The organism is Kluyvera intermedia, from assembly GCF_021440345.1.
GTDB lineage: Bacteria > Pseudomonadota > Gammaproteobacteria > Enterobacterales > Enterobacteriaceae > Kluyvera > Kluyvera intermedia_A.
Genome location: NZ_JAKCNS010000086.1, coordinates 1 through 21,222 on the forward strand (window position 1 = coordinate 1; position 21,222 = coordinate 21,222).

24 protein-coding genes are annotated in these 21,222 nt (G+C 55.3%); 12 read left to right on the forward strand and 12 right to left on the reverse strand.

The features are described 5' to 3' along the window. Positions 1-158 precede the first annotated feature (158 nt). Genes LZ634_RS19555 through citG form a run of 8 tightly spaced genes read left to right on the forward strand, consistent with a single transcriptional unit; the run spans position 159 to position 7,482 of the window. A complete protein-coding gene (locus tag LZ634_RS19555; protein ID WP_234508183.1) occupies positions 159-1,520 on the forward strand; it encodes a 2-hydroxycarboxylate transporter family protein in 1,362 nt (453 codons plus the stop codon). A gap of 21 nt (positions 1,521-1,541) precedes the next feature. Continuing rightward, entirely contained in the window at positions 1,542-2,405 is an 864-nt protein-coding gene (locus LZ634_RS19560; protein WP_234508185.1) for a fumarylacetoacetate hydrolase family protein, read from the forward strand. Between the two features lie 13 nt (positions 2,406-2,418). After that, entirely contained in the window at positions 2,419-3,438 is a 1,020-nt protein-coding gene (gene citC, locus LZ634_RS19565; protein WP_234508186.1) for a [citrate (pro-3S)-lyase] ligase, read from the forward strand. 16 nt (positions 3,439-3,454) lie between these two features. Further along, positions 3,455-3,748: a citrate lyase acyl carrier protein gene (citD, locus tag LZ634_RS19570; RefSeq protein ID WP_234508187.1), complete on the forward strand. Its 294-nt coding sequence runs from the start codon at positions 3,455-3,457 to the stop codon at positions 3,746-3,748. Further along, positions 3,745-4,620, forward strand: a complete 876-nt coding sequence (gene citE, locus LZ634_RS19575; RefSeq protein ID WP_234508189.1) for a citrate (pro-3S)-lyase subunit beta — start codon at positions 3,745-3,747, stop codon at positions 4,618-4,620. The genes citD and citE overlap by 4 nt, the downstream gene beginning before the upstream one ends. A gap of 10 nt (positions 4,621-4,630) precedes the next feature. Continuing rightward, positions 4,631-6,148 carry a citrate lyase subunit alpha gene (citF, locus tag LZ634_RS19580; protein ID WP_234508191.1) on the forward strand — a complete coding sequence of 506 codons (1,518 nt, stop codon included), beginning with the start codon at positions 4,631-4,633 and terminating at the stop codon, positions 6,146-6,148. 4 nt (positions 6,149-6,152) lie between these two features. Next, positions 6,153-6,692, forward strand: coding sequence for a citrate lyase holo-[acyl-carrier protein] synthase (gene citX / locus LZ634_RS19585; RefSeq protein ID WP_234508223.1), 540 nt, complete (start codon positions 6,153-6,155; stop codon positions 6,690-6,692). Then, a complete protein-coding gene (gene citG, locus LZ634_RS19590; protein ID WP_234508193.1) occupies positions 6,670-7,482 on the forward strand; it encodes a triphosphoribosyl-dephospho-CoA synthase CitG in 813 nt (270 codons plus the stop codon). The genes citX and citG overlap by 23 nt, the downstream gene beginning before the upstream one ends. A 112-nt stretch (positions 7,483-7,594) precedes the next feature. On the opposite strand, the gene LZ634_RS19595 is transcribed toward citG, so the two are convergent. The 4 genes from LZ634_RS19595 to mutY all read right to left on the reverse strand — a co-directional run bounded on the left by LZ634_RS19595 (position 7,595) and on the right by mutY (position 11,571). Then, positions 7,595-8,851, reverse strand: a complete 1,257-nt coding sequence (locus LZ634_RS19595) for a nucleoside permease (protein WP_234508195.1) — start codon at positions 8,849-8,851, stop codon at positions 7,595-7,597. 238 nt (positions 8,852-9,089) lie between these two features. Continuing rightward, positions 9,090-10,169: a membrane-bound lytic murein transglycosylase MltC gene (gene mltC, locus LZ634_RS19600; RefSeq protein ID WP_234508225.1), complete on the reverse strand. Its 1,080-nt coding sequence runs from the start codon at positions 10,167-10,169 to the stop codon at positions 9,090-9,092. Positions 10,170-10,216: 47 nt separating this feature from the next. Beyond that, complete coding sequence (locus LZ634_RS19605; protein WP_061283220.1) at positions 10,217-10,492, reverse strand: oxidative damage protection protein; 276 nt, start codon at positions 10,490-10,492, stop codon at positions 10,217-10,219. A gap of 26 nt (positions 10,493-10,518) precedes the next feature. Then, positions 10,519-11,571 carry an A/G-specific adenine glycosylase gene (mutY, locus tag LZ634_RS19610; RefSeq protein ID WP_234508227.1) on the reverse strand — a complete coding sequence of 351 codons (1,053 nt, stop codon included), beginning with the start codon at positions 11,569-11,571 and terminating at the stop codon, positions 10,519-10,521. A gap of 156 nt (positions 11,572-11,727) precedes the next feature. Between mutY and trmB the strand changes: the two genes are divergently transcribed. The 3 genes from trmB to LZ634_RS19625 are packed head-to-tail and all read left to right on the forward strand — an operon-like array spanning position 11,728 to position 13,546. Continuing rightward, a complete protein-coding gene (trmB, locus tag LZ634_RS19615) occupies positions 11,728-12,447 on the forward strand; it encodes a tRNA (guanosine(46)-N7)-methyltransferase TrmB (protein WP_234508197.1) in 720 nt (239 codons plus the stop codon). Next, entirely contained in the window at positions 12,448-12,774 is a 327-nt protein-coding gene (locus LZ634_RS19620) for a YggL family protein (protein WP_234508199.1), read from the forward strand. Between the two features lie 52 nt (positions 12,775-12,826). Next, positions 12,827-13,546 carry a DUF2884 domain-containing protein gene (locus tag LZ634_RS19625; RefSeq protein WP_234508201.1) on the forward strand — a complete coding sequence of 240 codons (720 nt, stop codon included), beginning with the start codon at positions 12,827-12,829 and terminating at the stop codon, positions 13,544-13,546. Positions 13,547-13,591: 45 nt separating this feature from the next. Here the strand turns inward: LZ634_RS19625 and LZ634_RS19630 are convergent, their stop codons facing one another. The 8 genes from LZ634_RS19630 to LZ634_RS19665 all read right to left on the reverse strand — a co-directional run bounded on the left by LZ634_RS19630 (position 13,592) and on the right by LZ634_RS19665 (position 20,046). Next, positions 13,592-14,893, reverse strand: a complete 1,302-nt coding sequence (locus LZ634_RS19630) for a TRAP transporter large permease (RefSeq protein WP_234508203.1) — start codon at positions 14,891-14,893, stop codon at positions 13,592-13,594. Beyond that, entirely contained in the window at positions 14,893-15,396 is a 504-nt protein-coding gene (locus LZ634_RS19635) for a TRAP transporter small permease (protein ID WP_234508205.1), read from the reverse strand. Before LZ634_RS19635 ends, LZ634_RS19630 begins: the two co-directional genes overlap by 1 nt. Before the next feature lie 45 nt (positions 15,397-15,441). After that, a complete protein-coding gene (locus LZ634_RS19640; protein ID WP_234508208.1) occupies positions 15,442-16,428 on the reverse strand; it encodes a TRAP transporter substrate-binding protein in 987 nt (328 codons plus the stop codon). 310 nt (positions 16,429-16,738) lie between these two features. Beyond that, complete coding sequence (gene hemW / locus LZ634_RS19645; protein ID WP_234508210.1) at positions 16,739-17,875, reverse strand: radical SAM family heme chaperone HemW; 1,137 nt, start codon at positions 17,873-17,875, stop codon at positions 16,739-16,741. Next, positions 17,868-18,461, reverse strand: coding sequence for an XTP/dITP diphosphatase (locus LZ634_RS19650; RefSeq protein WP_234508212.1), 594 nt, complete (start codon positions 18,459-18,461; stop codon positions 17,868-17,870). Before LZ634_RS19650 ends, hemW begins: the two co-directional genes overlap by 8 nt. A gap of 8 nt (positions 18,462-18,469) precedes the next feature. Continuing rightward, entirely contained in the window at positions 18,470-18,760 is a 291-nt protein-coding gene (gene yggU, locus LZ634_RS19655) for a DUF167 family protein YggU (protein WP_234508214.1), read from the reverse strand. Continuing rightward, positions 18,757-19,323, reverse strand: a complete 567-nt coding sequence (locus LZ634_RS19660; RefSeq protein ID WP_234508216.1) for a YggT family protein — start codon at positions 19,321-19,323, stop codon at positions 18,757-18,759. The genes yggU and LZ634_RS19660 overlap by 4 nt, the downstream gene beginning before the upstream one ends. Positions 19,324-19,341: 18 nt before the next feature. Then, positions 19,342-20,046 (reverse strand): YggS family pyridoxal phosphate-dependent enzyme, encoded by a 705-nt coding sequence (locus tag LZ634_RS19665; RefSeq protein WP_234508219.1) that lies wholly within the window; start codon positions 20,044-20,046, stop codon positions 19,342-19,344. Between the two features lie 16 nt (positions 20,047-20,062). Here LZ634_RS19665 and LZ634_RS19670 point away from each other — a divergent pair, with 16 nt between their 5' ends. Then, positions 20,063-21,055 (forward strand): type IV pilus twitching motility protein PilT, encoded by a 993-nt coding sequence (locus tag LZ634_RS19670; protein ID WP_234508221.1) that lies wholly within the window; start codon positions 20,063-20,065, stop codon positions 21,053-21,055. Positions 21,056-21,222: the final 167 nt, after the last annotated feature.

The following is a 21,222-nucleotide window of genomic DNA, read 5'->3' on the forward strand; positions in this document are numbered from 1 at the left end:
AAACCACGCTTATAAATAAGGTGTTAATCACATTAAATAAAAGAAACCATTAAAACCATAGGTACCATTAAAACTTCGGTTTTAATATGCTTTCACTCACATAAAGTAAGCCTTTAGGCCCTTAAGCTAAAACTACAAAATAACTAGAGGGCTTCAATATGAGCACGACTGATGATTCATTCTCTGTAACCCATGAACCGATCGAAATTCAACGCCCGGCACTCAAAGAGCGCTGGTGGCATATTATGGATACGTGGAAGGTCGGTATTATTCCTTTGCCGCTGTTTGTGTTAGCGGGAGTGTTGATCGCCATTGACTGTCTGGGTGGCAAGCTGCCAAGCGATATCGTGGTAATGGTGGCGACGCTGGCATTTTTTGGTTTTGCCTGCGGTGAATTCGGTAAGCGTCTGCCTATCGTTGGTAAGCTGGGAGCGGCGGCCATCTGCGCCACCTTTATCCCATCCGCAATGGTCTATTACGGCCTGCTGCCGGACGTCGTTGTCGAGTCAACCACCAAGTTCTACAAATCGACCAACATTCTCTACCTCTATATCTGCTGCATCATCGTCGGCAGCATCATGAGCATGAACCGCACCGTGCTGATTCAGGGCTTCCTGCGCATCTTCTTCCCGATGCTGTGCGGTGAAATCGTCGGCATGATTGTCGGAATGGGCGTCGGGATGGCGCTGGGCCTTGAGCCGTTCCAGATCTTCTTCTTTATCATTCTGCCGATCATGGCGGGTGGTGTGGGTGAAGGGGCGATCCCGCTGTCGATCGGCTATGCCACCATATTGCACATGGATCAGGGCGTCGCGCTGGGCCGCGTTCTGCCGATGGTCATGCTCGGCGGCCTCACCGCCATCATTATCTCCGGCTGCCTGAACCAGCTCGGCAAGCGTTTCCCACACCTGACCGGTGAAGGCCAGCTGATGCCAAACCGCGGCAACGCAGACACCCAATCTTCACAGCCTGCGTTCTCTGGCAAAACCGATGTCACCACAATTGCTTCCGGCGCGCTGCTGGCGGTGCTGCTGTACATGATAGGGATGCTGGGCCACAAGCTGATTGGCCTGCCTGCACCGGTTGGCATGCTGTTTATGGCGGTGCTGGTGAAGCTGTGCAACGGCGCCTCTCCACGTCTGCTCGAAGGCTCGCAGGTGGTTTATAAATTCTTCCAGACCTCGGTGACCTACCCGATTCTGTTCGCCGTCGGCGTGGCTATCACCCCGTGGCAGGAGCTGGTTAATGCCTTCACCCTCAGCAACCTGCTGGTGATCGTCAGCACCGTTTCCGCACTGGTGGCCACCGGCTTCTTCGTCGGTAAAAAAATCGGCATGCACCCGATTGATGTCGCCATCGTCTCCTGCTGCCAGAGCGGCCAGGGCGGTACCGGTGATGTGGCGATTCTGACCGCCGGCAACCGTATGAGTCTGATGCCGTTCGCGCAGATTGCCACCCGTATCGGTGGGGCGATTAACGTCTCCATCTCGCTGCTGGTGCTGGCCAACTTCCTTGTTTAAACATGGTATTCAGGATTAACAATGAAACTCGCAAGCTTTATCTATCAGGGCGTTCGCAGCTACGGCATCGTGAATGCGGAAGGGATGATTGATTTAGGTCGCCGTCTTGGCGACCGCTACAGCGACCTTAAGGCGCTGTTACAGGGCAACGGGCTGGCGGAGGCTACCCGCTATCTTCAGGACGCGGTCGATGTGCCAATGGATGCGGTGACCTTTTTACCGGTGATTGAGCACCCGGAAAAGATCCTCTGCGTGGGCATGAACTACGCCGAAAAGCGCAAAGAATTTGACCAGCATAACCCGGCACCGACGCTGTTTGTCCGCTTCCCGGACTCGCAGACGGCGCATAACGCGCCGGTGCTCAAGCCGCGCCACTCGCATGAATTTGACTATGAAGGCGAACTGGCGGTGATTATCGGCAAGGGCGGCGAGAACATCCGCCGCGAAGAGGCGCTGCGTCACGTGGCGGGCTATAGCTGCTACATGGACGGCTCGGCGCGTGACTGGCAGCACACGTGGTTTACCGCCGGGAAAAACTGGCGTCAGACCGGGGCGTTCGGCCCATGGATGGCGACCGCTGATGAAATACCTGACCCGCATCAACTGGCTATCCGCACGTGGCTCAACGGGCGAATGGTGCAGGACGACAACACCAGCAGCATGATCCACAAAGTGGCTGAGCTGATTGAGTACATCAGCACCTTCACTCGCCTAAGTCCAGGCGATGTGATCATCACCGGTTCCCCAGGTGGCGTCGGTAAAAAACGTAATCCGCCGCTGTTTATGCAGGAGGGGGATCGCATCGAGGTGGAGATTGAACACATCGGTCACCTCAGCAACATCATCATGGAAGCGCCAGCGAATTCGCTGACGGCAGCGCACTAAGTAAGGCGGCACGATGCACACGCAACTCCCAATCGACTTTCGGGTCACTCTGGTGGCCAAACACCCGGAACGGCTCGCGCAGATTCGTTCGCTGCTGGTGGATAGCGGCCTGGGGATGGACAGCGATATCACGCTGTTTGTCGAAGCCTGGGCCGATACGGCGCTGGTGGGATGTGCGGGGCTGGCGGCTAACGTCATTAAATGCGTGGCGGTGGATGAGCGTCTGCGCGGCGCCAATCTGAGCGCGCGGCTGCTGGCGGAAGTGGAGAACGTCGCGCTGGCGCGCGGCGATTTTCACCTCTTTCTGTGCACCCGCCCTTGTAATAAAGAGCGATTTGGCCGCAGCGGTTTCTGGCCGATTGCGCAAAGTGGGAATAACGCGGTGCTGATGGAGAACACCCCGCAGGGCATTGAGCGCTACTGCCGCTCGCTGCGTCAGAAACGCCAGCCGGGTGACGCGGTGGGGGCCATTGTGATGAACGCCAATCCGTTCACTCTCGGCCACCGTCACTTAGTGGAGCAGGCGGCACGCCAGTGTGACTGGCTGCATCTGTTCGTGGTGCGTGAGGACGCGTCGTTCTTCCCATTCCGCGCACGGCTGGAGATGGTCCGCGCAGGCGTCGCACATCTGCGCAATGTCACCGTGCATGAAGGCTCGCAGTACATCATTTCACGCGCCACCTTTCCGGCCTATTTCCTCAAAGAGTCGGGCAAGGTACAGCAGGCGTGGAGTGAAATCGACGTGCTGATCTTTCGCAATTACATCGCGCCGGCGCTGGGCATTACCCACCGTTTTATCGGTTCCGAACCGTTTTGTGCCGTCACCCATCAGTACAACCAGACGCTACACGCGCTGCTGGCTGGGAAGGTGACGGTGGTGGAAATCCCGCGCATCAAAATGATGGGGAGCGCTATTTCGGCATCGGAAGTACGCCGCTTACTTAAAACGCAGCAGTTTTCTCGTATTCGGGACATTGTCCCGGAATCTACTTTTGCGCATCTCGAAATGCATTACAGCGCGGAAGTCGCATAACTATCAGGACATTATCATGAAAATCGTAAGGGAGGCGCTGGCCGGAACGCAGGAGTCCAGCGACCTGATGGTGAAAATCGCCCCCGCCGACGGCGAGCTGGAGATTGTCATCCACAGTGAAGTGATGAAGCAGTTTGGCGAACAAATCCGCCAGGTAGTAGAAGAGACTTTGCAGGCGATGGCAGTACGTCAGGGGCTGATTATCGTCGAAGACAAAGGCGCACTGGACTGCGTGATTCGCGCCCGCCTGCAAAGCGCAATTTTGCGTGCCACAGAGTCGCAACAGATAACGTGGGAGGCGCTGCAATGAGTACGCTTCGCCGCAGTATGCTGTTCCTGCCGGGGGCCAACGCCGCCATGCTTTCAACCGCGTTCATCTACCGCCCGGACTCCATCATGTTCGACTTAGAAGACGCCGTTGCGCTGCGTGAAAAAGACAGCGCCCGCCTGCTGGTGTTCCACGCATTGCAGCATCCGATGTATCAGGACATTGAAACCGTTGTCCGTATTAACCCGCTGAGTACGCCGTTCGGGCTGTTGGATCTGGAAGCTGCCGTCCGCGGTGGCGTTGACGTTATCCGCCTGCCGAAAACCGATACTCCGGAAGATATCTTCGAGCTGGAAGGGCATCTTGAGCGTATTGAACGAGAGTGTGGCCGTGAAGTCGGCTCCACCCGCGTGATGGCGGCCATTGAGTCGGCGATTGGCGTGATTAACGCCGTCGCGATTGCCCGCAGCTCGCCGCGCCTTATCGGTATCGCGCTGGCGGCGTTTGATTACGTGATGGATATGCAGACTGAACGTGGCGACGGTACGGAGCTGTTCTACGCGCGCTGTGCGGTGCTGCACGCGGCTCGAGCGGCCGGTATCGACGCCTTCGACGTGGTGTGGTCTGACGTTAACGACGAAGCCGGATTCCTGCGGGAAGTGGAGCTGATCCGCAAGATGGGCTTCAACGGCAAATCGCTGATTAACCCCCGCCAGATTGACCTGCTCCACAACGCCTACGCACCAACCCAACAGGAAGTCGACCACGCCCAACGGGTGATTGAAGCGGCGGAAGAGGGCGCGCGCATCGGTTTGGGCGTGGTGTCGCTCAACGGAAAAATGGTCGATGCGCCAATCATTGACCACGCGCAAAGGGTACTCGAACGTGCGGCGGCTTCTGGCGTACGTCGTTAAGGATAAAGCAATGAATCAGACAGAACTTCTTCACCTCAATTTTCCCCATTTGCGGGAGCTTAAGCCATTTGACTCGGCGCACCACGCCACCCCGTGGCTGTCCGACCGCGACGCGAAGCATCATCGTAAGCTGTGCGACACCGTTGAGCAGGCAGTTGAGCGCTGCGGACTTAAAGATGGAATGACCATCTCGTTTCACCACGCGTTTCGCGAAGGCGACCGGGTAATCAACAGCGTGGTGGCGAAGCTTGCGCAGATGGGATTCAAAAACCTGACCCTCGCGTCCAGCTCGCTGATGACCTGTAACGACGCGCTGATTGAACATATCGAAAGCGGCGTCATTACCCGGATCTACACCTCCGGCATGCGCGGCAAACTGGCGGATGCTATCTCCCATGGGTTGATGGATGAGCCGGTGCAAATTCACTCCCACGGTGGCCGCGTGAAGCTGCTACAAGATGGCGAGCTGAATATCGATGTGGCGTTCCTGGGCGTACCGTGCAGCGATGAGTTTGGCAATGCCAACGGCACGCACGGTAAATCATGCTGTGGTTCGCTGGGGTACGCGATGGTCGATGCCCACTTTGCTCGTAAAGTGGTGCTGCTGACCGAAGAACTGGTGCCGTTCCCCAATATGCCCGCCAGCCTGGTGCAGGATCAGGTGGACTATATCGTGCAGGTCGAGAGCGTGGGCGACCCGGCAAAAATCAGCGTCGGTGCGGCGCGTGTTACCAGCAATCCGCGTGAGCTGATGATCGCTCGTTATGCGGCGGATGTGATTGAGCACTCGGGTTACTTCGTGCCTGGTTTCTCAATGCAGACCGGCTCCGGCGCGGCGGCAACCGCCTGTACGCGCTTTATGGAAGAGAAGATGGAGCGCAGCGGTGTGACGGCAAGCTTCGCGCTGGGCGGCATTACCGGTGGGCTGGTGGATCTGCATGAAAAAGGACTGATTGGCAAACTGCTTGATACCCAATGTTTTGATGGCCAGGCGGCGGCATCGCTGGCGCGTAACCCGAACCACGTCGAGATTTCCACCAACGTCTACGCCAATCCGGGGAGCAAAGCCGCAAGCTGCGACCAGCTTGATGTGGTGATCCTCAGCGCGCTGGAGATAGATGTCGATTTCAACGTCAACGTGATTACCGGTTCTGACGGCGTGATGCGCGGCGCATCCGGCGGTCACTGTGACGTGGCCGCCGCCGCTAACCTGACGATCGTGGTTGCGCCGCTGCTGCGCAGCCGTATTCCGACGGTGGTAAAACGCGTCACCACGCGGCTGACGCCGGGGGAAAGTATCGATGTGCTGGTCACCGACCACGGTATCGCGGTCAACCCGGCGCGGCCGGAAATCCGCCAGCGGCTGGTTGAGGCGGGGCTGAAAATTGTCGATATCGAGGCGCTGTATGCGCGTGCGGTGTCGCTGACCGGTATGCCTAAACCGATTGAGTTCACCGATAAAATCGTCGGCGTTGTTCGCTACCGCGATGGCAGCGTGATTGATACCGTACGGCAGGTGAAGGAGTAACATGATGACGACAATGACACCCGTGAAAATGGGTGTCAGCCTTGATGCGCTGCTGGCGGCAAAAGAGAGCCGCGCGGCGCGTCAGACTGACTGGTTAACCCACTATCAGCAACCGGTAATCTCGCTCACTCTGGTGACGCCGGGAGCGGTGAAAAACAGCCAGCGCTATCGCAATACGATGGGCGTGGCGCTGCAGATGTGCGATCAAATGCTGTGGCAAAACGGCTGGTCGGTGCTCGACCGCCAGGTCCTGTGGCTGCCGACCGGGCCGGAAGCCATGTGGTGCGTGGCACATCAGGCGCCGGAGATAAAAGCGCACTGCGCGGCGCTTGAGCAAACGCATCCGCTGGGACGATTGTGGGACCTGGATGTTATCTGCCCGCAGGCGGGTCACGTTGGGCGGTTATCCCTGGGACGGCATCTGCGCCGTTGTCTGATTTGCGATGAGCCTGCGCATGCCTGTTCTCGCTCGCGTAAGCATCCCACTGAAGAGGTTGTGGCCTGCGCGGAGAAGATGATTGATGACTGGTTTTATCGCGACTAAACCGTGGACGGTTGATGTTCCTGCGCTGGCTGAAGAAGCGCTATGGCAGGAGCTGGACCTCACGCCAAAACCGGGGCTTGTCGACAAGTTCAATAACGGCGCACATCGGGATATGGACCACCGGTTATTCGAATGCAGTATCCAGGCAATTACCCCGTGGTTTCGCCGATTCGCCGAGCTTGGCGAAAGCTATGCGCACTTGCCCGCAAACCAACAGCTGCGACTTATCCGGCCGATGGGCATGGCCTGTGAACAGGCCATGTACCGGGCAACCAACGGTGTGAATACGCACAAAGGCGGTATCTTTGCGCTGGGGCTTTTGTGCTTTGCCGCCGGGCGGCTGGGCGAGGTGAGTCAGGCCAGCTTGTGTCATGAAGTCAGCACTATCTGTGACGGGCTGGTTGCGCGTGAATTGGCGACACGCCGCTCGCTGGCAACCGCTGGAGAGCGTCAGTTCCATCAGTTTGGCCTGACCGGCGCACGGGGTGAAGCGGAGAGCGGGTTTGCCACGGTGCGGCGAGTGTTGCCCGGCTGGAATGGTCGCGGCTTACACACGCTGCTGCTGCGCTTAATGGCGGTCAATCCGGACAGTAATCTGGTATCGCGTGGTGGAATGGCGGGACTGCGCTATGTGCAGGGATACGCCCAGCAATTGTTGGCTCAGGGATGGGACGAGCAGGATTTAATGATGATGGATGATGCGCTGATTGCGCGGAATTTAAGTCCTGGCGGCAGTGCGGATTTGCTGTCGGTGGGATGGGTGCTGTCGGGCGTCGCCCCATCACCCTAACCCTCTCCCCGTGGGGGAGAGGGGATGGTCAGGTGTCGTTTTTAACAACGGCGTGTGGATTCTTTTCTCCCTCTCCCCTGTGGGGAGAGGGCCGGGGTGAGGGGTAGGCACTTTAGTGCGCGACCGGTACCGCACCTGGAGCAACACGCTCATGTTTGTATTTGAACAGACCAACGAAGGCTACGGCCAGGACCAGAGAGTAGCCGGCGAAAATCAGCCACACGCTCTGCCAGTCGGTAATGCCGTCAAGAGTGTACATCTCAACCACTTTACCGCTGACCATACCGCCGAGGATGCAACCAAAGCCGTTGGTCATCATCAGGAACATACCCTGTGCGCTGGCGCGGATTTCCGGTCTGACTTCTTTCTCCACGAACACGGAACCGGAGATGTTGAAGAAGTCGAACGCGCAGCCGTAGACGATCATCGACAGCACCAGCAGCACGGTACCGAAGGCTGACGGGTCGCCGTAAGCAAACAGACCAAAGCGTAGCATCCACGCGAAGATACTAATCAGCATCACGTTCTTAATGCCATAACGGCTCAGGAAGAACGGAATGGTCAGGATGAACAGCGTTTCGGAGATCTGTGAAATCGACATCATCACCGAGGCGTGCTGCACGATAAAGCTGGTGGCAAACAGCGGATCTTTATCGAAGCTGTGCAGGAAGGTATTACCAAACATGTTGGTAATTTGCAGCTCTGCGCCCAGCAGCATGGAGAAGATAAAGAAGATCGCCATACGCTTGTTTTTAAACAGAGCAAAAGCATCCAGACCCAGCATGCTGCTCCAGCTCTGTTTTGCCTGCTGATTCGAGACCGGGATATGCGGCAGCGTCAGCGTGAACAGCGCTAGCACGATGGACAGCGCGGCACCGATATAGAGCTGCATATGGCTCAGTTCAAAGCCGGAGAAGCTCACGGCCCACATCGCCAGAATAAAGCCGATGGTGCCCCAGATACGGATAGGCGGGAAGTCGGTCACGATATCCATACCGGCTGATTTCAGGCGGTAGTAGGAGATGGTGTTAATCAGGCCGAGGGTTGGCATATAGGCCAGTGAGTTCAGCAGGATAACCATAAACATCGCGCTTGGCGTGGTGACCTCGGCGGCCATAAACAGCGTACCGGCACCGACCAGATGACAAATGGCGTAGACCCATTTGGCGCTAATCCACTTATCCGCCACGATACCTAAAAGCGTTGGCATGAAGACTGCGGCAATCCCCAGTGAGCTATAAACTGCACCGATTGAGGCCCCGTCGAACTTCAGCGTCACAAACATGTACGAACCTAGCGTTGTCAGCCAGCTCCCCCAAAGGCAGAACTGCAGAAACGACAGTATCTTAAGCTGCAGCTTTAAATTCATGTTGTTTTCCTCACAAGAATGGCGAGATTATGTTTGTTTAATAACATTAAGAGATGGTGTTTGTGGCGATTCTAGCAATGGGCGTGACGGGACATTGTTAAGCACCGCATAAAATTGCAATTATCTTCACTTTGCACAACGAAATAGTGACAAACGTAACATTTTTTCACGGTGAGGGAGGGCAAACCCGCTGACCGTCGGCAAGCCTCTCGTCAGCGGGTCTGATTTGTGACAATTATTACTTGCGGCGATAGCCTTTCTGGGCGGAATTCACCTTGTAGAGATAGCGGCGTGATTCTGCGGATGGATGTCGCGTAGTTAGCGTTTGGTACACATCGCCCGGCGTCATGCTGTTGATGATATTTGCCGCCTTCACCTTATCGTTAGAGAAGACGCGCAGCACGCTGCCTGCGCCGCCGTTATAAGCGGTGATCACCGCGTAACGACGTGACGTAGGGTTATCAATCCCGCCAAGATAGATATTGTTGAGGATCGCCAGATAGGCGGTACCGGTATCAATGTTGCTGGCCGGATCGAACAGGAAGCTGCGGCTTGGCGTGCCGGATTTACCCTGCGAACGGAAAACATCTTTCCCGGCGGTGTGCTGCACCACCTGCATCAGCCCCATCGCATCGGAGCGGCTAACCGCATACGGGTTGAAGGACGATTCGGTCTGCATAATCGCCAGAATCAGCGATTCATCGATACCATATTTACGCGAAGCCTGACGCACCATGCCTAAATATTTATGCGCACGCTTATCAAGGTGGTTTGGCACCAGATTGATGGTCACGCTATAGATAATGTGCAGGCCGCTGCTGCGCTTTTTCATCCGCGTTTGCAGCAGATAGTCGGCAAAGCGCTCTGCGCGCCACTGCCAGCGAATGGCTTCGCCGTTGTTATCGACGACCTGGCCATACAAGAACGGTTCTTTGGAGATCTGGATATCGTCGGCGTCGGAGTACAGGTCAACCGACCCCGGATCGTCACCCATTAATAACGTGGTGATGATGGCCTGACGCAGGCGTGCGGCGGGTTCCGTACCGGCGATAGTCTCAACGGTAATGGTACCGTCGTCGAAGTTGATATGGCTGCGGGTCTGGTAGCCGTCGGTATACTTAACGTAGTCCTTTGGACCGGCTATCAGAACCTCGTTAAAACCCCAAATGTTTTCAATATTATGGGCGAACTGCCCCATCAATATATCAAAACCATTGGTGTCTTTTACCCAGGCCTCGTTATAGGCGTCGCCTTTTTTGTTCGAGGAGCAGGAAACAAGCAGCGGCGCTATCAACGCCAGAGCAAATAGTTTTTTCATCATTCCGGGAGCGCGTGTTGTTGTGGTCTTAAAGGGCCGTTAAGCCCTTACTGCTTTTCAGGCGGCGTGTAGCCTTCAATGTGCACATCTTTACCTTCAAACAGGAAATTGACCATTTCCTCTTCCAGCAGCTTGCGGTGCTCGACGTTCATCATATTGAGTTTCTTTTCATTGATGAGCATGGTCTGCTTGTGCTGCCACTGTTTCCAGGCCTCTTTCGAGATCTCGTTATAAATGCGTTTGCCCAGTTCGCCCGGGTACAGCTGAAAATCCTGCCCTTCGGCATCTTGTTGCAGGTAAGTACAAAAAATAGTTCTGCTCATAATCAATCCTCTTATGGCGCCGAAAGCTAAACGAGTGAATCGGCGCGTAACTGCTGCAACAGGCGCTCAACCGGTGCAGCCAGCCCTACGGCGGGCGGCTGGGCTAAGTTATACCAGAGAGCGCTGCCTTCATCCATGCATGACGCGAATGAGGACACAGTAAGCCACATTGGCACAATGTCCAGATGGAAATGGCTGAAAGTATGGCGGAACGCGGTGAGCTGAGTCAGCGTATCGGCGGGGATCTGCCGCTCGCTCAACCAGTCGCGCAGCGCCTCTTCATCTGCAAACTGCGGGAAACAGTATAGACCGCCCCACAGCCCGCTAGGCGGACGCTGCTGTAAAAACACCTCACGGTCGTGCTGGATCATCAGAAAATAACCGGTACGTTCCGGTATTGTCTGCTTCGGTTTTTTGCCCGGATACTGTGCCCAGCTGCCGTTGGCCGACGAGATGCAGCCATTGTCTAACGGACACAGCGTGCATTTAGGTTTTGAGCGGGTACAAACCATCGCGCCCAAATCCATCATCGCCTGGTTAAAGCGCGACACCCCTTCGGCTGGTGTCACCTGCTCGCTTAATTCCCACAGCCGCTTTTCGACCTCTTTTTTACCCGGCCAGCCGTCCACCGCGTAGCAGCGGGCCAACACGCGTTTGACGTTACCGTCGAGGATAGGGAAATGTTTGCCGAGCGAGAGCGATAAAATAGCCCCAGCGGTAGAGCGGCCGACGCCGGGCAGCGCTGCGACTTCCTCAAAGGTTTCCGGGAAGCGCCCTTTATGCAGCGTGGCGACCTGCTGCGCGGCCTTATGCAGATTACGCGCGCGGGCGTAATAGCCCAGCCCCGTCCACAGATGCAGTACGTCGTCTAGCGGTGCGTTGGCCAGATCGGTGACGGTAGGAAAGCGTGACATGAAGCGTTCAAAATAGGGGATAACTGTGGCAACCTGCGTTTGTTGCAACATGACCTCAGACAGCCATACTTTGTAGGGCGTCTTTTCAATTTGCCAGGGCAGGGTTTTACGCCCGTATTTGTCGTACCAGTCCAGCACCTGGGCTGAAAATTGCGCGGCTTGCATGGTCAAAGCAGGGATTCCAATATCGTTCTATTTAGGGGCTAAATTGCAGCACAGCGGCACTATGCTGTAAACAGGAACTTTCCGGTGCTTGCATCCGGCAACTAACTTTGGATAATGCCCGTTTCCCGAACACTCTCACAAGCAGACTTAATTTTTATGAAGAACGACGTCATTTCACCGGAATTTGATGAGAACGGCCGTCCACAGCGCCGTATTCGTAGTTTTGTTCGTCGCCAGGGGCGACTGACCAAAGGGCAGGAACACGCGCTGGAAAACTACTGGCCGGTGATGGGCGTTGAGTTCAGCGAAGAGCCTGTCGACTTTGCCGCGCTGTTTGGCCGTGAAGCGCCAACGACGCTGGAAATTGGTTTTGGCATGGGCGCTTCGCTGGTGGCGATGGCCAAAGCACGCCCGGAACAGAATTTCCTCGGTATTGAAGTACACTCTCCAGGCGTTGGCGCGTGCCTCGCATCGGCGCATGAAGAGGGTGTCGATAACCTACGCGTGATGTGTCACGATGCGGTCGAAGTGCTGCACAAGATGATTCCTGACAATTCACTGAACATGGTTCAGCTCTTTTTCCCTGACCCATGGCACAAAGCGCGTCATAATAAACGCCGTATCGTTCAGGTTCCGTTTGCTGAGTTGGTTAAAAGCAAACTGAAGCTGGGCGGCGTGTTCCACATGGCGACCGACTGGGAAGCCTATGCGGAACATATGCTGGAAGTGATGTCCTCCATGGACGGATATCAGAATCTGTCTGAAAGTCAGGATTATGTACCGCGCCCGGAATCGCGCCCGGTAACCAAATTTGAACAACGTGGTCATCGTCTTGGCCACGGCGTATGGGACTTAATGTTCGAGAGGGTGAAATAAATGGCAAAGAATCGTAGCCGTCGTTTGCGTAAAAAAATGCATATCGATGAATTCCAGGAGATCGGTTTCTCTGTAGCATGGCGTTTCCCTGAAGGGACCAGCGAAGAGCAGATCGACCAGATCGTCGATCAGTTTATCGATGAAGTCATCGAGCCGAACAAGCTGGCGTTTGACGGCAGTGGCTACCTGGCATGGGAAGGTCTGATTTGCACCCAGGAAATCGGCAAGTGCACCGAAGAGCACCAGGCTCAGGTACGTAAATGGCTGGAAGACCGCAAGTTTGAAGAAGTACGCACCAGCGAACTTTTCGACGTTTGGTGGGACTAATAGCGTATACGGGGCCAGCATTTGCTGGCCCGATTTGTCTTGAGGGAAAGTAATGATACGCAAAACGCTGCTGACGGCAGTTCTAACATTCACGGCGATGGCCGCCCATGCTGACTATCAATGCAGCGTAACCCCCCGTGATGATGTTGTCCTCAACCCGCAGACGGTGCAGGTAAAGGGCGAGAACGGCAATCTGGTCATTACCCCGAACGGTGACGTCACCTTTAACGGTAAGGCGTACACGCTCACTGCCGCCCAGCGCGAGCAGGCGAAAGATTACCAAACTGAACTGCGCAGCGCGCTGCCGTGGATTGACGACGGTGCCCGTAATCGCGTCGAAAAAGGCCGCGTGGCGCTGGATAAAATCATCGCGAAAGAGGTGGGGGAAAGCAGCAATATGCGCGGTCGCTTGACCAAGCTTGATGCCCAGCTCAAACAGCAGATGAACCGTATTATTGAACATCGTACCGATGGCTTAACCTTCCACTATAAAGCTATCGATCAGGTGCGTGCCGATGGGCAACAGCTGGTGAATCAGGCGATGGGCGGTATCCTGCAGGACAGTATTAATGAAATGGGTGCCAAAGCGGTGCTCAAAGGCGGCGGTAACCCGCTGCAGGGCGTGCTGGGCAGCTTAGGCGGCCTGCAAACCGCCATTCAGAATGAGTGGAAAAACCAGGAAGCGGATTTCCAGGCTTTCGGTAAAGACGTCTGCAGCCGCGTGGTGTCTCTGGAAGACAGCCGTAAAGCGCTGGTGGGTACCCTGAAGTAAATTCTTATCGGCTACCTGTGCTCTACAGGTAGCCAAATAGCCCTGTTACATCAGCCCCAACAGCTGTGGAATAAACAGCGAAATCTGCGGGATGTAGGCAATCATCATCAGCGCCACCAACAGCGCGGCATAGAACGGCAGCAGCGGTTTAATCAGCTGCTGGATCTTCACCCCGGAAATTGAGCAGCCGACAAACAGCGCGCTACCCACCGGCGGCGTCAGCAGGCCGATACACAGGTTAGCGACCATCATGATGCCGAAATGCACCGGATTCATGCCCAGCTCTTCGGCGATAGGCAGGAAGATCGGCGTGAAGATCAGCACCGCCGGGGTCATGTCCATAAAGATACCAACGATCAATAGCACGATGTTGATAAGCAGCAGGATAACCATCGGATTCTCAGAGATCCCCATCAGCGTGTCGCTTATCATGTAAGGGATATCGGCGTTGGTCATCGCCCACGACATCCCGACGGAGAAACCGATCAGCAGCAGCACTATCGAGGTGGTGACCACCGATTCCAGAATCAGCTTAGGCAGGTCGCGCCACTTCACTTCGCGGTAAATCATCACCGACAGAATAAAGGTGTAGACCACCGCAATGGCGGACGCCTCGGTGGCGGTGAAGATCCCACCTAAAATACCCCCCATGACGATAATCACTAAGAGCAGGCTTGGCAGTGCGTCGAAGAACGCTTTCGCCGCCTGGGCGCAGGTCGGGCGCTCGGAGACCGGATAGCCGCGACGTTTAGCAATAATGGCGCAGACCACCATAATTGCCAGCCCCATCAGGAGCCCCGGCAGATAACCGGCCATAAATAACGATGCCACCGACACGCCACCGGCGGTGAGGGAGAAGACAATCAGCACGTTAGATGGCGGGATCAGCAACCCGGTGATGCATGACGACACGTTAACTGCCGTTGAAAACGCGGGATCGTAGCCTTTTTTCGTCTGAATGGGGTGTAGAGTCCCACCGACCGCCGCCGCTGCGGCAACGGCTGAACCGGAAATAGAACCAAACATCATATTGGCGAGAACGTTAACGTGACCGAGCGAACCGGGCACGCGGCCGACCATTACCTGCGCGAGGTTTATCAAGCGTATCGCAATGCCGCCGCTGTTCATCAGCGTGCCGGCAAAAATAAAGAACGGAATCGCCAGCAGGGCGAAGTTATCGAGCCCGTTGGCCAGACGCTGGGCCACGGTAATGGCCGCGATATCCCATGGGAACATCAGCAGCATCGAGGCGACGGTGGCGATACCGATAGAAAACGAGATGGGCACGCCGATAAACACCAACACGAAGAACGAACCAAAAAGCGTTAATGCAATATACCCGTCCATTAGCAGGCTCCTTCTGGCTGTTTCAGGCTACGTAAGCCGTTGGTGATAAACCATAATGCGTAAAACATCATAATGATGCCGGTCAGCGGCAGGATCAGGTAGACGTAGCCCATGGGGATCTGCATCGCGGCAGAAACCTGAGAGGTTGCCAGCGTTTTGGCAATCAGCTTCACGCCGCCAGTGACAATGACCGCGCCTGAGAAGATAAAGATAAGCAGGTTAATCACCACTCCCAGCATCTTCTGTTTACGTGGCGTAACCGACATAGCCAGCAGATCGATAGCCAGATGACGTTGCGCACCCACGGTATAGGCCGCGCCGAGCAGCCCCACCCAAATCATCAGAAAACGGGCCAGTTCGTCGGTGAGCGTACTGGGCTGGTTTAATACGTAGCGGCTGAAAACCTGCCAGACGACGCAGACAACCAGCGCCACCATCACCGCCACCGAGAACGCGGCGATCAGGCGGTCCACCGCCTGTTTAATGCGGGAAAATAGAGTCATGAGATATCCTGGTGAAAGCGGGCCAGAGGCTGGCCCGAAACGGTTTTACTGTGCGGCGGATTCAAACCGGGCTAGCAGCGCGGCCTGCTTTGGATCTTTGCTGAAATCATCAAACAGCGGTTGGACGGCGGCGCGGAACGGGGCTTTATCGACTTTAACGATCTCACCGCCCATTGCTTTGGCCTGGGCGCGGGTGTCGGCGTCAATTTTATCCCACAGCGTCTGCTGATAGGCTTCCGACGCGGTAGCCGCTTTGGCGAGGATCTGCTGCTGCTCTGGCGTCAGCTTGTCCCAGGTTTTGGTTGAGATGACCAGGAAGTCAGGAATGGAAGCGTGCTCATCTTCGGAGAAGACTTTGGCAATCTCAATATGACGGGTCTGGACCCATGATGGCACGTTATTTTCCGCGCCATCGACTACGCCTTGCTGCATCGCCGTATAAACTTCACCGAATGAAATAGGCGTTGGCGAACCCCCCATTAATTCAATCATTTTAATTGTGGTCGGGCTTGGCTGAACGCGAATTTTTAAACCTTTTAAATCTTCAGGCTTCGTAATCGGTTTTTTGGCATAGAAACTACGGGTGCCAGCGACGTAGGCAGAAAGTGCAAAGAAACCTTTTTCTTTGGTCGATGCCATAATGTCTTTACCTACGTCACCAAATACCACTTTATTAAAATGTGCCTGGTCTTTAAATAAGAAAGGTAAATTATAGATGGCGTAAACATTATCGAAGGATTCAAGATCGCTGGCGGAACCTTTGGTCATATCCAGCGCTCCATTTTGTAATAACTCCATGGTTTCGCGCGCGCTGCCCATTTGGCTGCTGGGATAAATTCGAATGGTCATTTTACCGTCGGAGAGCTGTTTGACTTCTTTAGCCATTGCCTCAAACGCCTGGTGCACAACGTGGCTGCGCTCGAGGTTATGCGCCAGCTTCAGCGTCACTTTCTCGGCGGCAGAGGCACCGGTAGACAGCAGCGCGAGAAGCGACGCGCAGACCAGAGATTTTGTAAAAGAGAGAGGTTTCATTAATAGGCTCCATGCACATTGATGATCGCGGTATATATCTATCGGGGTAATTTGTTTTTCTGTATGACATATTAACCTGGTTGTCCGACAACTTTACCGTATCACGCGTGCATTTTTACACTATCTATGGAGTTAATGTAGTTTTTGTGCGCTGGGTTATATTAATGACGTATGCGTAATCGGCTATTAATATTTAACTGAAGTGTTTTGTTGGTTATTATTCGAAAAGAATACGGGAAATTATTCGGAATAGTCGATTGATATAATTCGCTATTACTATTATTCGGTAATAGCGAATTATTATGACGGTTTATTCGCTGAAAAATAACTCCAGCAGGGAATTTAAAAACAGCTTACCGTGCTCGGTAATCTGCCAGTACTGCTCGCACTCGGTGAGATAGTTCTGCGCCAGCGCTTCATCAAGCTGCGGGCGAATGACGCTCTCATCCAGACCGGTGTAGCGGCTAAATTCGGCGCGTGGTGCCGGTTCCAGCAGGCGGAAGCGGTTCATAAAGAACTCAAACGGCTTATCGCTGTTTTCTACATCGTGCTGGCGCTCCAGATAGCGGCCTTCCATATAACCGCGCGGATGACGGGTTTTCGCCGTGCGCAGAATACGGCCGTCCGGGAACGTCACTTTGCCGTGCGCGCCGCAGCCGATACCGAGGTAATCGCCGAAACGCCAGTAGTTGAGGTTGTGCTGGCACTGATAGCCCGGTTTGGCATAGGCCGAGGTTTCGTACTGCTGGTAGCCTGCGGCGGTCAGCAACTGATGACCTTGCTCGAAGATATCCCACAAGTCATCGTCATCCGGCAGCACTGGCGGACGTGAACCAAACAGGGTGTTCGGCTCAATGGTCAACTGATACCAGGAGAGATGCGGTGGCGCCAGTTCAATGGCCTGGCGCAGGTCGTCCAGCGCCTCTTCCAGCGACTGATCCGGCAGCCCGTGCATCAAATCAAGGTTGAAGCTACGCAGCCCCAGACCGGTTGCCAGGTGCGCAGCGCGTTTGGCTTCTTCTGGCCCGTGGATACGACCCAGACGCTTGAGTTTGGGTTCGCTAAAGCTTTGTACGCCGATGGAGATGCGATTGACGCCCGCACGTTGGTACTCCACGAAGCGGTCTGCTTCCACCGTTCCCGGATTGGCTTCCATGGTAATTTCCGCATCGACAGCCAGCGTCAGGCGTGCACGTACGCCGTCCAGCAGGGTTTGCATCGCCGGGCCGGAGAGCAGGCTCGGCGTACCGCCGCCGATAAAAATGGTCTTTACTTCACGTCCCTGCGCGTAGGCAACGTCGGCATCCAAATCGCTCAGCAGATGCTGCACATAGTCGTCGTGCGGCACTTCGCCTTTCAGCGCGTGCGAATTGAAGTCGCAGTACGGGCATTTCTGCACGCACCACGGGATATGAATATAAAGACTCAGCGGAGGCAAATTAACCATTACGAAGGGCTTCCAGTAACAGCTTCAGCGCCTGCCCACGGTGGGAGATGGCAATCTTCTCTTCACGCGTCAGCTCGGCGGCCGTTTTACCTTCGGATGGCACGAAGAAGATGGGATCGTAGCCAAAGCCACCGGCGCCCGCGGCGCTGCGAGCGATAACGCCTGGCCAGCTGCCGTGGCACACCAGCGGCGTCGGATCTTCGGCATGGCGCAGGTAGACCAGCACGCAGTGGAACTGCGCCTGGCGCTGTTCGTCTGGCACATCTTTCAGGGCATCCAGCAGTTTCTCTAGATTTTGCTGGTCGCTAGCGTCTTCGCCGGAATAACGCGCGGAGTAAATTCCCGGCGCGCCGCCGAGCACATCGACCGCGAGGCCGGAGTCATCGGCAATCGCCGGCAGGCCGGTCACCTGAGCGGCATGACGTGCTTTCAGGATCGCGTTTTCGATAAAGGTCAGTCCGGTTTCCTCGGCAGACTCAACGCCAAGCTCGGTCTGGGCGACGATATCCAGACCAAAATCGGCGAGCAGCGAGGCGAGCTCGCGCACTTTACCGGCGTTACCGGTAGCGAGAACAACTTTTTGCATGGAATATCCTAATTTGTCAGGGCGTCGACGCCCGATGGGATCTGCTGCGGATGAATAATTTTAACCTGTTTATGCCGCCCCAGTTCACCTTTCTCAATGATGACCTGGCTTTTGGCGACCTTAAACTGCTTGGCGAGATACTTCACCAGATGGGCATTGGCTTGCCCATCAACGGGTGGGGCGGTGATGGCGACTTTTAACTCGTCGCCATGTACCCCAACAATCGCGTCACGGCTGGCCTTTGGCTGAATATACAGCCGCAGAACCAACCCGTCATCACAGGAAGTGACGGCACTCATAGCGCCATCCACAGCCCCGGCAGCAGCATATTGCCGGTAGCCTGAAGCACCTCGGCGATGCCCATGTTAATGACGTACAGCAGCAGGACCAGAATCATTGGCGAGAAGTCGATGCCGCCCATCGATGGCAGCAGACGACGAATCGGACGTAACAGCGGCTCAGCCAACTGCATCAGTACGAACTCAACCGGGCTGCGGCCCTGGCTTACCCAGCTCATGATAGCCATCAGCAGCAGCACCCAGAAGATCAGCAGGCCGATAGTTTTGAGCAGGATGAGAACCGCGGAGATCCAGATAATCGGCTGGAAGGTAATGACCATAAACAGCACGATGGCTTTCGCTACGCACAGTATGAAAGCCAGCAGCAGCGAGGAGCTATCCAGCGGCCCCATTGGCGGGATGATACGACGCAGCGGCCCGACAACCGGTTGGGTAATTTTCACCACGAACTGAGAGAACGGATTGTAAAAATCGCAGCGTGCCCACTGCATCCAGACGCGCAGCAGTAGCACCATAGTGTACAGTTCAAAAACTGTGGAGAGCAGGAAGGTCAACGTCTTCATGGCGTTTCTTGAGGTCCCTTATTTTTTTGTGTAATCACGCGCACCGAAAATCGCGGTGCCGATGCGTACCATTGTACTACCTGCCGCAACCGCGGCTTCCATGTCGTCAGACATGCCCAAAGAGAGGGTGTCTACGGTTGGATAGTCTGCCTTGAGCCGCGCAAATGCTACCGCCATTTGGCTGGCAACGGCAAACTGCCTTTCGTATTCATGTTCCGGCGCGGGAATAGCCATCAGCCCGCGCAGGCGCAGGTTTGGCAGCGCGGAAACTTCAGCTGCCAGCCCATCCAACGCGTCTAGCGGAATACCGGATTTGCTCTGCTCATCGCTGATATTGATTTGAATCAGCACGTTGAGCGGCGGCATGTCAGCTGGGCGCTGTTCGCTGAGTCGAACCGCGATCTTCAGTCGATCGACGGTATGGCACCAGTCAAAATGCTCGGCGACCAGGCGACTTTTGTTGGACTGCAGCGGGCCAATAAAGTGCCATTGCAGCCCCGTCTCGCCCTTTTCACGAAAGTGGAGGATCTTTTCCACCCCTTCCTGGACATAGTTTTCGCCAAACGCCGTTTGGCCAGCAGCCACCGCTTCTTCGACGGCGCTCGCAGGTTTGGTTTTACTGACGGCAAGCAGCGTAACTTCTTCTGAAGCTCGGCCGCAACGTGTTGCTGCAGCTGAGATTTTTTCCCTGACCTGTGCCAGGTTATGCGCAATATCGTTCATATGTTCTGGTGGGTCTATGGATATACAAGAAATCGTGGCGCTTAGTGTAAAGCATAACGTCTCGGATCTACACCTGTGTAGCGGCAGCAACGCGCGCTGGCGTCGAGCCGGAGATCTGGAAATGGCGCCGTTTACTGCACCTGAGCCCGATACGTTGCTGACGCTTTGGTTAAATGAAGCGCAGCAGCTGGAGTGGCAAAAGTACAGACAGCTGGATTTTTCGGTGTCGCTACCAGGCGGTCCGCGTCTACGCGCCAGCGCCTATGCCCACAGTGGCGGCGTGTCGCTGGTGCTACGGCTGTTACCCACACGCTGCCCAACGCTTGCCGAGCTGCATACGCCGGTGGCGCTGGTGGAGCTATTACATGAAGACAGCGGGCTGATTCTGGTCACTGGTGCGACAGGTAGCGGGAAGTCGACCACCCTGGCGGCGATGGTTGACTACCTCAACCACTATCTCCCTGGACACATTCTAACCCTGGAAGACCCGGTTGAATTTATTCATACCAGCGCAGCCTGCCTGATTTCACAACGTGAAGTAGGCCAGCATGCGCCGTCTTTTGCGCAGGCGCTGAGGGTGGCACTGCGTCAGGATCCCGATGTGATATTGCTTGGTGAACTCCGCGATAGCGAAACTATTCGCCTGGCGTTAACGGCGGCAGAGACAGGGCATTTAGTGCTGGCGACGCTGCATACCCGCGATGCGGCGCAGGCGATTGAACGGCTGGTCGATGTGTTTCCCGCACAGGAAAAGGATCCGGTGCGCAGCCAACTGGCTAACTGCCTTTCTGCGGTGGTCGCGCAGAAGCTGCAACCCGATGGTGAAGGACGGCGGGTGGCGCTATTTGAAATGCTGGTGAATACGCCAGCCGTCAGTAACCTTATTCGCGAAGGTAAAACGCACCAACTCGCCGGCGTGATGCAAACCGGGCTACAGTCTGGGATGCAGACTTTCAGCCAAAGCTACCAGCAACGTATCAAAGCAGGCATGTTGCAAAAGCATGAGTGAGCCTGGCGTTTGCACAGTACTGCCGTCTGGAACCATGAAATATTGATTCCCTTAAACAAATTTGCCGCTAGCATATCATTCATATTAGTAATGTGATTTGTGCTTTGTTTTGTTATTAATATTGAATTAATAATTTGTTTATTTACCGCAGGTTGTAAACTTTGATT